This is a genomic window from Janibacter hoylei PVAS-1, assembly GCF_004025845.1.
Classification (GTDB): Bacteria; Actinomycetota; Actinomycetes; order Actinomycetales; family Dermatophilaceae; genus Janibacter; species Janibacter hoylei.
In genome coordinates this window covers 1-12,604 of the sequence record NZ_PIPF01000011.1, presented here as the reverse complement: position 1 = coordinate 12,604, position 12,604 = coordinate 1, and the positions used below count along the sequence as shown (strand labels likewise).

12 protein-coding genes are annotated in these 12,604 nt (G+C 71.4%); 6 read left to right on the top strand and 6 right to left on the bottom strand.

What is annotated here, in order from left to right:
- Nucleotides 1–61 precede the first annotated feature (61 nt).
- The gene (locus tag CWN80_RS12075; RefSeq protein ID WP_007929680.1) at nt 62–514 is read left to right on the top strand and encodes an SCP2 sterol-binding domain-containing protein; all 453 of its coding nucleotides are present in this window, start codon (nt 62–64) and stop codon (nt 512–514) included.
- A 5-nt stretch (nt 515–519) separates the two neighbouring features.
- Nucleotides 520–2,088, top strand: a complete 1,569-nt coding sequence (locus CWN80_RS12070; protein WP_128277355.1) for an AMP-binding protein — start codon at nt 520–522, stop codon at nt 2,086–2,088.
- Between the two features lie 75 nt (nt 2,089–2,163).
- Here CWN80_RS12070 and CWN80_RS12065 read toward each other — a convergent pair whose 3' ends face one another.
- On the bottom strand, nt 2,164–3,504 hold the full coding sequence (locus tag CWN80_RS12065; protein ID WP_007929677.1) for a serine hydrolase domain-containing protein: 1,341 nt from the start codon (nt 3,502–3,504) through the stop codon (nt 2,164–2,166).
- A gap of 73 nt (nt 3,505–3,577) precedes the next feature.
- On the opposite strand from CWN80_RS12065, the gene tmk reads away from it, so the two are divergent.
- The 4 genes from tmk to CWN80_RS12045 are packed head-to-tail and all read left to right on the top strand — an operon-like array spanning nt 3,578 to nt 7,589.
- The gene (gene tmk, locus CWN80_RS12060; protein ID WP_007929676.1) at nt 3,578–4,195 is read left to right on the top strand and encodes a dTMP kinase; all 618 of its coding nucleotides are present in this window, start codon (nt 3,578–3,580) and stop codon (nt 4,193–4,195) included.
- Nucleotides 4,192–5,364 carry a DNA polymerase III subunit delta' gene (locus CWN80_RS12055; RefSeq protein WP_007929675.1) on the top strand — a complete coding sequence of 391 codons (1,173 nt, stop codon included), beginning with the start codon at nt 4,192–4,194 and terminating at the stop codon, nt 5,362–5,364. The genes tmk and CWN80_RS12055 overlap by 4 nt, the downstream gene beginning before the upstream one ends.
- A gap of 9 nt (nt 5,365–5,373) precedes the next feature.
- Nucleotides 5,374–6,906 (top strand): alpha/beta hydrolase, encoded by a 1,533-nt coding sequence (locus tag CWN80_RS12050; RefSeq protein WP_128277353.1) that lies wholly within the window; start codon nt 5,374–5,376, stop codon nt 6,904–6,906.
- A gap of 2 nt (nt 6,907–6,908) precedes the next feature.
- A complete protein-coding gene (locus tag CWN80_RS12045) occupies nt 6,909–7,589 on the top strand; it encodes a lysophospholipid acyltransferase family protein (RefSeq protein ID WP_040881740.1) in 681 nt (226 codons plus the stop codon).
- Nucleotides 7,590–7,633: 44 nt separating this feature from the next.
- On the opposite strand, the gene CWN80_RS12040 is transcribed toward CWN80_RS12045, so the two are convergent.
- The 5 genes from CWN80_RS12040 to CWN80_RS12020 all read right to left on the bottom strand — a co-directional run.
- Entirely contained in the window at nt 7,634–7,804 is a 171-nt protein-coding gene (locus CWN80_RS12040) for a hypothetical protein (RefSeq protein WP_007929667.1), read from the bottom strand.
- Between the two features lie 250 nt (nt 7,805–8,054).
- A complete protein-coding gene (locus CWN80_RS12035; RefSeq protein ID WP_007929665.1) occupies nt 8,055–9,035 on the bottom strand; it encodes a glycosyltransferase in 981 nt (326 codons plus the stop codon).
- On the bottom strand, nt 9,032–10,117 hold the full coding sequence (locus CWN80_RS12030) for a glycosyltransferase family 4 protein (protein WP_007929664.1): 1,086 nt from the start codon (nt 10,115–10,117) through the stop codon (nt 9,032–9,034). The genes CWN80_RS12035 and CWN80_RS12030 overlap by 4 nt, the downstream gene beginning before the upstream one ends.
- Nucleotides 10,114–11,178 (bottom strand): glycosyltransferase, encoded by a 1,065-nt coding sequence (locus CWN80_RS12025; RefSeq protein ID WP_007929662.1) that lies wholly within the window; start codon nt 11,176–11,178, stop codon nt 10,114–10,116. Before CWN80_RS12025 ends, CWN80_RS12030 begins: the two co-directional genes overlap by 4 nt.
- Before the next feature lie 774 nt (nt 11,179–11,952).
- Nucleotides 11,953–12,604: hypothetical protein (locus tag CWN80_RS12020; RefSeq protein ID WP_238148224.1), on the bottom strand; the 652-nt coding region annotated here is incomplete at its 5' end.

Below are 12,604 nucleotides of genomic sequence, written 5' to 3'. Positions count from 1 at the left end.
CGTTGCCGCCTTCGTTACTCGTGGGTATGGTCCGGGAAACCGCACCGAAGGAGCTGCCCGCATGGACCTGGACCCGTCGACCTTTGCGTCGATGACGCCCGAAGAGTTTGCCCAGACCGCCAAGCAGATGTCCGACAAGGAGGTCTCGGAGGTCATGAGCGGCGAGCTGCGCACGCCGATCCTCGACGCGATCTTCGAGCGTTTCCCGGAGCTCTTCCGCCCGGAGCGGGCCGCAGGCGTGAGCAGCACGATCCAGTTCCGTATCACCGGCGGGCCGGACGACCACCCGCACGACACCTACGAGATCGTCGTCGACGACGGCACGTGTGCGGTCTCGCCCGAGCCGGGTGAGCGGTACGACACCTCGCTCATGATGGCGCCGCCGGAGTTCCTCAAGATGGTCACCGGCCGAGGCAACCCGACGATGCTCGTCATGCGCGGCAAGATCAAGGTCAAGGGCGACATCGCCACGGCCGCCAAGTTCCCCACCCTCTTCGACATCCCGAAGGCCTGATACCGATGAACCCCCTGATCGTCGCCAAGACCATGGCCAAGCGCGGGATGCTCACCCCCGGGCCGCCGGCCGCCCAGGTCAAGCAGCTCACCGCCCTGAAGAAGTGGGGCTTCGGCCTCGCGGGCGAGTTGCGCCAGGCCGCCAACCGCTCGCCGAAGACCGTCGCGGTCATCGACGAGACCCGGGGCGCCACGACCTACGCCGAGCTGCTCGCCAACTCCGAGAAGATCTCGACGATCCTCACCGAGATGGGCTTCGGCCCCGGTGACCGGATCGGCCTGCTCGCCCGCAACCACGTGCAGGCCATCGAGGTCATGACGGCGACCTCCGCGATCGGGGTCGACCTCGTCCTGGGCAACACCGGGCTGGCCGGGCCGCAGTTCGCCGTCGTCGCCGAGCAGCAGGGCATCAAGGCACTCATCCACGACGACGAGTTCGCCGAGGTGGTCTCGCACCTGCCGCAGGAGATGCCTCGCATCACCGAGACCGAGCTGGCTCGGCGGGTCGAGCAGGCGCCCCGCCCCCAGGCGCTGCCGGTGCCGACCAAGGGCGGCCGCACGATCATCCTCACCTCCGGCACGACCGGGACGCCGAAGGGAGCGGCCCGCAAGACTCCCGGTGGTTTCGGCCCGCTCATCTCGATCATCGACCGGATCCCCCTGCGCGCCCACGACCGGATCCTCATCTCCGCGCCGATCTTCCACACCTGGGGCTACGCGGCGATGCAGCTGTCGATGGCGCTGCGCGCGACGATCATCCTGCAGCGGCGCTTCAAGCCCGAGGCGGCGCGGGCGGCGCTCGAGGAGCTGCAGCCCGACGCCATGTTTGCCATCCCGGTCATGCTCCAGCGGATGATGGAGCTGCCGAGCGACCCCGCGGCCCGCTCCCGGCGCAGGCTGCGCGTCGTCGCGACCTCCGGGTCGGCCTACCCCTCGGGCTTCACGACGAAGTTCATGGACGAGTACGGCGACGTGCTCTACAACCTCTACGGGTCCACCGAGGCGTCCTGGGTGTGCATCGCGACGCCCGCCGACATGCGCCGCCACCCCAACACGGCGGGTACACCGCCCCTGGGGACGGTCGTGCGGATCCTCGACGAGGACGGTCGCGAGGTGCCGGCGGGGGAGAAGGGTCGGATCTTCTGCGGCAACGAGCTCGTGTTCGACGGCTACACCAACGGCAACACCAAGGACTTCATCGACGGGCTCGTCTCGACGGGGGACATGGGGCACCTCGAGGGCGACCTCTACTTCGTCGATGGTCGCGACGACGACATGATCGTCAGCGGTGGCGAAAACGTCTACCCGATCGAGGTCGAGGGGCTGCTCGCCGAGCACCCCGCGGTGCGTGAGGTCTCCGCCATCGGCGTCCCCGACGACGACTTCGGCCAGCGGCTCGCGGTCTTCGTCGCGCTCAACGACGGGCACACCCTCACCGGTGACGAGGTCAGGGAGCACGTGCGGGCCCACCGCGCCCGGCACTGCATCCCCCGCGAGGTCGTCTTCATGGACGAGCTGCCGCGCAATGCCACCGGCAAGATCCTCAACCGGGAGCTGCGCAAGCACTTCGCCTGACGCCCCCGTCGCCTGCTCGCTCTGGCCGACCCCTCCACTGCGCATTTCCCTAGGGAAATGCGCAGTCGGGGGCGGTCAGAGCCACTGGCCGAAGGCCAGGGGCTCGCGGGTGAAGCGGTAGGTGGCCCAGTTGAGGTGGGTGACGGTGCCGGAGGCATCGCGGGTGACCCGCAGCAGCTCGCCGCGCTCGCGGCCCGACACCGTGCGGTAGCGGTCGGTGGCCTCGGCCTCGAAGACCGAGGGCGGCATCTCCTTGGGCTGGCCGGCCACCCGCGCTTCGAGCCGGCCCTCGCGCACCGACAGCACGAAGTGGGTCCCCTCGGAGTACCAGTGCCCGAGCAGCGGGACGAGCTCGTCGGGCAGCTCGGTCCCGGGCTGCCAGGGCTCGGGCTGCACCGGCTCGCGCTCGATCGCGATCGTCCCGAGCTCGATGGCGGCGGCCGCAGGAGGGACGGGGGCGGAGTTGTTCATGAGGATCAGTCCCGTTGTGGCAGTGGGACGCTCGGTGAAGACGCCGGTGATCGAGCCGGGCCAGCCGCCGGTGTGCCCCACCCAGGTGCGCCCTTCGTGCCGCACGAGCTGGAAGCCCAGCCCCCACGCGGAGGTCCACCCCGTCACGTCGGCCATGACCTGCGGCTGGCACATCTCCTCCAGCGTGTCGGGGGAGAGCACCTCGTCGACCGGGTCGGCCACGAAGCCGCCCCAGCGCGCCATGTCGGTGGCGGTCGACCGCAGACCGCCGGCCGGGTCCATCGCGGCCGCGTCGAAGACCGGCTCCTCGACCGGGACGTCTGCGAAGGGCGGGACGTAGTACCCCTTCGCCCGGCGGCCGGAGGGGACGGTGCCGGTGCGGGTCATCTCGAGCGGGTCGAGGATGCGCCGCCGGATCGACTCCTCCCAGGTGCACCCGTCGAGGCGCCCGATGATCTCGCCGAGGACGGCGTAGGCGAGGTTGGAGTAGTGCCAGCGGTCGTGCGGCCGCCCGACGCGCTCGGCCTGCGACCAGCCGGCGAGCATCTCCTCGCGGGAGGGCATGACCATGGTGTCGAAGACGTCGCCGACGGGTTCGCGCTGCATGCCGGAGGTGTGCGAGAGCAGCTGGCGGATCGTCACGCGGGCGTGGGCGGAGTCCGCGAGGTGCTGCTCGACCGTGTCGTCGAGGTCGAGCCGGCCCTCGTCGCGCAGCGCCATGATCGCGACGGCCGTGAAGGTCTTGGAGTTGCTCGCCACGGGGTACTGCGTGTCCGCGTCGGGTGCCTCGCCCGGGGTCGCGAGGTCGATCGTGCCGATGCCCGTGGACCACTCCAGCCGGCCGTCACGCGCGACGCCGGCGACGAGCCCCGGGACGCGGCCGTCGGTCTGCGCGGTCAGCGCGCGGGTGGTCAGGGCTCGTGCGGTCTCGTCGCTGAAGGTCATGCGCCCGACGATAGGCCCACCGGGTGGGGACGGCCGCAGGACCGTGTCGGGGCGGTGCCATAGGGTCGACGGCGTGACGGACAGTGGGTACTTCATCGCCTTCGAAGGGGGCGACGGCGCGGGCAAGTCGACGCAGGTGCGGCACCTCGTCGCGGCCCTCGAGGCCGCGGGGCGCGAGGTCGTCGTGACCCGCCAGCCAGGCGGGACGGCGCTGGGCGCCGCCCTGCGCGACCTCGTGCTGCACGGGGAGGCGATCACGCCGCGCGCAGAGGCGCTGGTCTTCGCGGCCGACAAGGCGCAGCACGTGGCGGAGGTGGTCCTCCCTTCGCTCGCCCGCGGAGCGGTCGTCGTCACCGACCGCTACGTCGACTCGTCGGTGGCCTACCAGGGGGCCGGGCGCACGCTGGGGGTCGACGAGGTGGCGCAGCTGCAGGGCTGGGCGGTCGGTGGGCTCACCCCGGACCTCACGGTCGTCGTGGACGTCGACCCGGCCGAAGGGCGGCGCCGTCGCGGTGGCAGCCACGACCGGATGGAGTCGGAGGCCGACGCCTTCCACACGGCGGTGCGGGAGCGCTTCCTCGCGCTGGCCGATGCGGCACCAGACCGCTACCTCGTCGTCGACGGCACCGCAGCGCCGGAGGCCGTCGCGGATCAGGTGCGGGCCCGCCTCGTCGCGGACGGCCTGCTGTGACCGCGGCTCCGGCAGGCGCAGCGGCACCGATCTGGCGTGACGTGGTCGGCCAGAGCGAGACGATCGCGACGCTCACCCGGGCCGTGTCGGACCCGTCCGCGATGACGCACGCCTGGCTCTTCACCGGGCCGCCGGGGTCGGGCCGCTCGACGGCGGCGCGCGCCTTCGCCGGTGCCCTGCTCTGCCCGAGCGGTGGGTGCGGCGAGTGCCGCGAGTGCCGCACGGCGGTCGACGGCACGCACGCGGACGTCGACGTGCTCGCGACGGAGGCGCTGTCGATCGGTGTCGCGGCCACGCGCGACCTCGTCCAGCTCGCCGGTCGCTCGCCGAGCGTGGGCCGCTACCGGATCATCCTCGTCGAGGACGCCGACCGGTTGACCGAGCAGTCGGGCAATGCCCTGCTCAAGGCACTCGAGGAGCCGACGCCGCGCACGGTGTGGCTGCTGTGCGCCCCGAGCCTGGAGGACGTGCTCATCACCGTGCGCTCCCGCTCGCGGCACGTCCGGCTGCGCACCCCTCCGGTCGCCGAGGTCTCGGCCCTGCTGCAGCGTCGCGACGGCATCGACCCCGGCATGGCGACCTACGCCGCCCGCGCCGCGCAGAGCCACATCGGGCTGGCCAAGCGGCTGGCGACCGACGAGGGTGCGCGCATCCGACGTCGCGACACGATCGCCATGGCGGCGCGGATCCGGGGGGTCTCCGACGCCGTGGGCGCGGCCGCCGACCTGCTGCACATCGCCGAGGAGGAGCGTGACCGCACGCTCGACTCGCGTGCCGCGGCCGAGAAGCAGCGCCTCCTCGAGACCCTCGGGGCCGACCCGAGCGCGCGGACGCAGCCACCGCACATCCGCGCGCAGGTGACGGCGCTGGACAAGGAGCACAAGACGCGGGCGACCCGCTTCACCCGCGACATGGTCGACCGGGCGCTCGTCGACCTGCTCTCGGTCTACCGCGACGCCCTCGTCGTCCGCTCCGGCTCGCCGGTCGCCCTCGTCAACGAGGACGCGCGCCCGGTCGTCGAGGAGGTCGCGCACGCCTTCACCAGCGAAGGCCTGCTCGGGGCGATGGAGGCGATCGCCACGGCGCGTGAGCGGATCGCCGCCAACGTCGCGCCGCTGCTCGCGCTCGAGGCGATGGCGGTCTCCGTGCAGCTGCCCACCCGCAGGTAGCGTCGGGGCATGAGCTCTCGCCGGTCACGCCCCCTCCGCGTCGTCGCCGCCGTGTCGGCACTGATGCTGCCGCTGGCCGGCTGCTCCCTGCTCGACCCCGGCCCGGAGCCGAGCGGGCTGACGCCGGGGGACCGGCAGCCGCCCGCCGGTACGACGGGCCTGGAGCGGTACTACGAGCAGGACCTGCAGTGGGGCGAGTGCGAGCGTGGTGACGGCGAGTGCGCCGAGCTCGAGGTGCCGATGGACTACGACGACCCCGACGGCGAGACGATCAAGATCGCCGTCCTGCGGATCAAGGCGAAGGGGAAGGCCGCGGGCTCCCTCGTCGTCAACCCCGGTGGCCCGGGCGGCTCCGGCGTCGAGTACGCCGCCGCGGCGGACTTCGTCGTGAGCGACCAGATCCGCAAGAGCTTCGACGTCGTCGGCTTCGACCCGCGCGGCGTGGCCCGCTCCCACCCGGTCGACTGCCTCGACGACGCCGGCATGGACCGCTACCTGGCCAAGGACCCCACGCCCGACACCGACGACGAGCGGACCGCGGACGACGAGGCGCAGAAGGAGTTTGCCGACGGCTGCGAGGACAAGACCGGTGAGCTGCTCGGCCACGTCTCCACGGCCGATGCGGCCCGGGACATGGACGTGCTGCGTGCCGCGCTCGGCGACGGCAAGCTGACCTACCTCGGCAAGTCCTACGGCACCTATCTCGGGGCCACCTACGCCGAGCTCTTCCCCGACCGCTCCGGCCGGCTCGTGCTCGACGGCGTCATCCCGCCGGACGCCTCGTCCGAGGAGGTCGTCATCGGCCAGGCCAAGGGCTTCGACACCGCGACCAAGGCGTGGGCGCAGGACTGCGTCGACGACGACTGCCCGCTCGGGTCGAGCGTCGACGCCGTCGTGACGAGCGTGCAGGACCTGCTCGAAGAGCTCGACGAGCAGCCCCTACCGGCCTCGGCGGGCATCGAGCTCACCGAGGGGTGGGCGACGTGGGGCATCGCGCAGGCCCTCTACGACCAGGGCATGTGGTCGCAGCTGACCGACGCGCTCGAGGCTGCGCAGGACGGTGACGGGGGGCCGCTCAGCGAGCTCGGCCGCACCTACGCCGGGCGCGACTCGGGCGGCGAGTACGCCTCCAACCTCCTCGAGGCGCTGCCTGCAGTTAACTGCCTCGACCGTCCCGAAAAGGACGTCGACCAGGACGCGCTCGTCGACAAGGCGGTCGAGGCCGCCCCGATCTGGGGGCGTGAGCTGTCGTCGGAGTCGCCGTGCTCGCAGTGGCCGGTCGACGCGACCAACACGCCCCACAAGGTCGACGCGAAGGGGGCCGACCCGATCCTCGTCGTCGGCACCACCCGCGACCCGGCGACGCCGTACGAGTGGGCGCAGCGCCTGCATGAGCAGCTCGCCGACTCCGCGCTCATCACCCACGAGGGCGACGGGCACACCGCCTACATGCGGCAGAACTCCTGCGTCGACACGGCGGTGGACCAGTACTGGCTCACCGGCGTGACGCCGGACGGCGACGAGCTGACCTGCGCGGAGTGACCATGCGGCCACGGATCTCGCCCCGCCAGCACGTGAAGAATGCCGTCGGCTTCGCGCTGGTGTGGCTCGTGGCCAAGGTCGCGCACCGTGTTCGCTTTCGCACGGCGGGTTCGGTGCCTCGTCGAGGGCCGGTGATCCTCGTGGCCAACCACCTGACGCTGACCGACCCGCTGGCGGTCGCCCGGGTGGCGATCGGGCACAGGCGCTTCCCGCACTTCCTCGCGATGCAGGAAGTCTTCGGCTGGCCGGTCGTCGGGGCGCTGGCCCGGGCGACCGGGCAGATCCCGGTGGCCCGCGGCTCGGCCGCGGCTGCCGGTGCGCTCGACGCGGCCTCGGAGCGCCTCGAGCAGGGTCAGCTCGTCGCGCTGTACCCGGAGGGGAAGCTGACGACCGAGCCCGACCGGATGCCGGGGCCGGCCCGTACGGGGGCGGCGCGTCTCGCCCTTCGTCATCCGCAGGCGCCGGTCATACCCGTGGGGACCTGGGGCCCGCAGCAGGGGCATCACCACATCTGGCACCGCCACACCGCCTGCCTGTCGGTCGGCGAGCCGATCGACCTGTCGGCGTGGGCCGGTCGCACGGACGATGCGGCCGCCCGCGAGGTGACCGACGTGATCATGACTGCGATCCGCACCGAGATCGGGTACGCGCAGCAGATGTGGCGCGAGCGCTGGGACGGCTGATCCTCTGGCCCGTGCGGGTCTCTGCAGCCGGACCACCCGAGGAGTCAGGCCGACCCGACGCGCTGCCAGTGACCGTCGACGTACTCGAGCAGACCCAGATCCGCGAAGCCTTGGAGCCAGGTCGTCATCGGCCACTCGCCCCACCGTCGGTGGAAGATCGCGGCGTTGCTCAGGATGGCGTCCAGGTGCCTGACCGGTGGCGACTCGACGTCCATCCAGGAAGACCAGGACGTTGGCGCCCAGCTCACGGGCTCGGACGGCACCCAGGTTGCGGGCAGCGGCCAACGGCAGCCCGTCAGGGTCGCGCCCGAGCTGCACCACGTGGCTACCGGCGCCTCGTGAGCCGGGTCGTCCATGGCGACGACGACCCGGCGATCGGGCCACTGGTGCCCTGCTGCAGGGTGCGCCCTTGGTTGAGCAGGTGTCGGCCTCGACCGTGGGCGATCGTGATCGTGGTGATACTGCTCATGCTGCACCTGCCTCCAGCAGGACTGTGACGAACCGCTCGGCGGCATGCCCGTCGCACCACCCCTGCCAGCTGTGGCCGTCGAGCCGACGCGCTCGCTCGAGCAGGGTCAGCCAGCTGTCCTGCGGCAGTGAGTGGCACACGATGGCCGGCCACCGGTCGTCGTCCAGGGCCTGCCCCATCGCCAGCTGCTCGTCGAAGGGGCGCGCCTGCGGGAGCACGATCGCGGGACGGCGCGCGGCGGCGGTCTCTGCGACCGCGTTCTGACCGCCGTGGGTGATCACCACATCGGAGTTGAGCAGGACGTCGAAGGGATCGGCCACCCACTGGTCCCCTCCGAGCACGGTCCACGTCCAGCCACGAGTCCGGCGGCGGGCCGTGGCGAGCTCGTGCTCCGGGGGGCCGTCACCACCGCGCCCCCACAAGACGGCCACGTGAGCCTCTCCGGCACGTCGCGGCCGGGGTTCGCTGGGGGCGAAGCGCGAGAGCCCACCCACGCACCGCAGACGGGCCACGAGATCCGGGGGCAGGCCGGTGTGAACCCGGGCGGTGGCGGGCCACATCGCCACGAGAGCCTCGCACACGCCGTACCCGAGCAGATGCGCCGGATCGGAACGGTCACCGGGCAGCACGACAGCGACCACCCGCACTCCGTGCAGACGGGCGAGCAGGGTGATCTCGACTGAGTGGTCGCTCACGAGCAGGCTCGGACGGGCGGCCTCCAGCCAGGACGAGATTCGGGCCATCCGGCTCGAGAGTCCGGTGTGACCCACCGGAGCCCAGTGCAGGTTCCCGTCGGCTGTGACGTCGGGGTGGCCGGCCGCGGGCGCGTCGTCGTCCAGCTGGATCCAGTCGCCGCTCCACCCCGGCGGCCGCGGCAGGGTCGACAACCCCGTCACCTCACCAGGCCACGCGGCCGCGACGGACTGGGCCCGGTGGAGGTGCCCCGAGCCGTGGTGGTGCACGTAGTAGCCGATCACGCGGCTGCAGCCTCCAGAGCCCGGCTGTAGACCCCTTCGTAGCCGTCGACCATCGCACGGTGGGACAGGCGCTCCTCGGCCTGGCGCCGGACCTGTCGCCGGTCGAGCGTCAGCGCGGCACGCACCGCGCTCGCCAGACCCGGCACGTCACCCGGGTCCGCCAGAACCCCGGTCTCGGCGGTGACCAGATCCGCGAGCCCGCCGCGGGATAACGCGGCGACCGGCGTCCCGCACGCCATGGCCTCAGCGGCCACGAGACCGAAGGGCTCGTCCCAGGCCGGAGTGACGAGGGCGACGCTCGCACCGCCGACCAGGTCAGCCAGCTCGCGGTGGGTCACGTGCCCGAGGTACTCGGCGTCCTCGCCGAGCAGGGGCGCGACCTCGCGCTCGTAGTAGGTCTGGTCGAGGACCTCGCCGGCCAGGCGCAGCGGCACCCCCGCTCGGCGCGCTGCCGCGATCGCGAGATGAGGTGCCTTCTCCGGCACGATCCGGCCCGACCAGATGGCCGGGCCCCCGCCCGGACCCAGCCGCCAGTGGTCGAGGTCGACCCCGTTGGGCACGGCGATGCTCGGGACGACGTTCGCCCAGGCCCGAGCAGTGGCGTCGCTCACCGCGACGAAGTAACAGTTCGGTCCGGCGAACTGCGCGGCGGACGTCAGCCACGGCAGGGGCGGCGTGTGGAGGGTAGTGACCACGGGCATGTCGAGGGCCCGCGACATCGCGACCGGCAGGTGGTGGAGGCTGTTGTTGTGCACGAGATCGTAACGGGCCTGGCCGGCGTGCATCAGGTCCAGCATGAGTCCCAAGTAGGCGTGGTGCTCCTCCATCCAGACCTCCGGTGGGGCGGCGATGTCCTGGCGGGCCGTGTCGTCAGGGGTGTAGACGGCCAGCGGCAGCTCGTGCACGTCCAGGTCGGGATCGGAGCCGGACCGGGCGAAGAGCGTGACGTGGTGGCCGCGACGACGCAGCTCCTTGGCCAGCGCGTGCGTGTGCGCCTCAAGACCGCCGGCGAAAGGCTCACGCACGGGGAACCGGCTGGACGCGATCAGGCAGATGCGCAGGCCGCTGCGGCAGTGACTCATGAGAGCAGCCGTCGGTAAAGGTCCTCGTGCGCGGTCGCGACCTCCAGGCGTTGACGGCGACGCTCATCGACGGTGGGTGAGGGGAGCGGACCATGTGCGTAGGCGCTGCGGACGGCCGCTGCGAGACTCTCGGGGTCGAAGCTCCCTTCGTCCATCTCGTAGGTCAGGACCGGACCCTGCTCGGCGTAGTAGCCGCACGTCGGCGCCACGACCGTCGTCCCGAGGTCCCGGCACGCCTCCAGCCACCCCGAGTGGGTGCCGAACCGGTAGGGCAGCACCGAGACGTCGAGCGAACCGAGGAGGTCCCACAGGGCCGCATCGTCGAGGTAGTCGTGCACCCGCAGGTCCACCAGGCCACGGTGCGTGGCCGTCTCGAGGTGGTCGGTCAGGGCGGCGTCGCGTCGTGCACCGTCGGGGGAGAGCACGTCGCGGTGCCCGTTGACCTGCAGCACCCCGCCCGGCAGGTCGGCGACGGTCTCCTCGAGGACGGGGAGGACGGCCAGCGGGTCCATGTTGGCCCGCAGGCTCTTGACGTGCACCCCGACGCGGAACTCACCACGAGCTTTGCGGGAGCGCGCGTCGCTGGTGCGGTGGGCCCGCATGGTCGGCAGGTCGACGACGTGCGGGTGGGGCAGGACGATGGCGTCTCGCGCCCACCGACGACGGATCTCATCGGCTGCCCCGGGAGTGAGGGTGATGACGGCGTCCGCGTGCTGCATGAGCACGTCCAGCTGGCGTGCATGCGTCGTGCTGTCCACGTGGTGTGGGTTGCGCAGGTCATGGGCGGTGTAGACGATCGGCGCTCCTCGCCGACGAGCGACGGACAGCGCCTCGTCCAGCTGGGCTGGGTCACGCGCGTCGAAGCCAAAATGCACGTGCAGCAAGTCGTAGTCGGCGTCGGCCAACCACGCAGGGTCCAGCATGACGGGTGGCCACCACTGCTGCTGCGTGGAGCGCTCAGGGGCCTGCGGATCCGGGTCCTCGAGCCGCCGCACGCCCGAGGGCTTCCCCTCGTGGGCGATGTGTCGGACGTAGACGTGCGATCCGGGGACGGAAGCCACCGTGATGGGTCGGTCGTCGCCCGCATCCGGGCGGGTGTCCGCCCCCGTTGACGCTTCCTGTGTCATCTTTCTCCTCTAGGCATGCGGGAGACCTGCTGTGGTGTGTACGGCCCCCCAGGGGGAGCACCCGCAGTGCGTCGACCCATGCCGATGGGCCTCACCGCGTGAACCTTAGGGCAATACGTGTGAAGAGAGGGACGACGAAGCCCCCGGCCACTGGGGGCCGGGGGCTTCAGGTGAGCCGCCTGTCGGAATCGAACCGACGACCTTCTCATTACGAGCACGACCGCAGTCGTCAGACGCCCGGTTGCAGCGGGTGCAGGGGCTGCGCTTGGTGCCGGGGGAGGGGCTTCGTGCGCGAAGGGGGTACCACGGGGGTACCAAACACCAGGGAGGTCCATCGCCCCGATAGCGGAGCAGAGAAGAGCTCGGCGAGGTTCGGTCAAGGTCGCCGTCCTCGAGCACTTGGATCCCGCATGTCCGGGAGGACATACCTGGACCACGTGACCAGTCCGGCCTTGACCGGTTCTCGACGAGCTCGGATCGTTGCCCGCCCGGGGTGATGGTCCGGGCTCGTCCTATGGCAGGGCGCCGTCGCCAAGGGCGTGGAGGTGGGGGTGCGCGGAGGGCGAGGAACGAGCCCGGAGCGCGGGGGTCCCTACCGGAGCGCCCGCCGGCGGCGGGCGCGCGGGCCGAAGGCCCGCTTGAGTCAGTAGGGAAAGTCATCACACGGTCCAGCGCTCTTGACCGGAGGGCGGCGAGCCGCCATTGGGATCAAGTGTTCTCCTTCCTTCCTAGCCAAGCAATTTTCCGGTACTCGTCAGGGGTTCCAAAGGTGTCCGCGGGGAGGAGGATGTGGGCTTCATGCACTGGCTTGCGCCCGGGGATTGGTTTCAGACGAAGTCCTTGTACAGCCGTGGTGGCGGGGCGGCCGCCGGCTGTTCCAACCTGGGGGCGCATCCTGCTGATCATGTCCGGAAGCCACTCGGGCTCTTCTTCGGCGAGCTCTGCGGGCCGTAGCAGTCCAGCGGGCAAGTCATGTACGAACCAGCGGACCTTGTCTGAAGGGTAGAGCGCGAGCACTGCCAGCCGCTTCGGTGGAGCGCCACCGGATGGCCACAGTCTGTTGTCGAGGCGCCGGCACGCGGCGAATACCTCGGAATAGCCGGAACGGAGCACGTCCGTCGCCTTCGACAGTCCCACGCGCCAGTCGGGGTGATCCGGCACCGCCGGAAGTTCATCGAGGAGGGCTCGCCACCAGACGATGCCTTCGTGGAAGGCCAGTGGGGCTAGTTGGAGATCCATGCCGAGTCTGTGGGTGACCTGTCCGGACTTGTCTCGTCGCGTACCGAAGAGCGCCCCTGCGCTTCCATGCATGACTCCGGACAGGATGCGGTAACTGTCATTGAACCGCACTGGGTCTGAT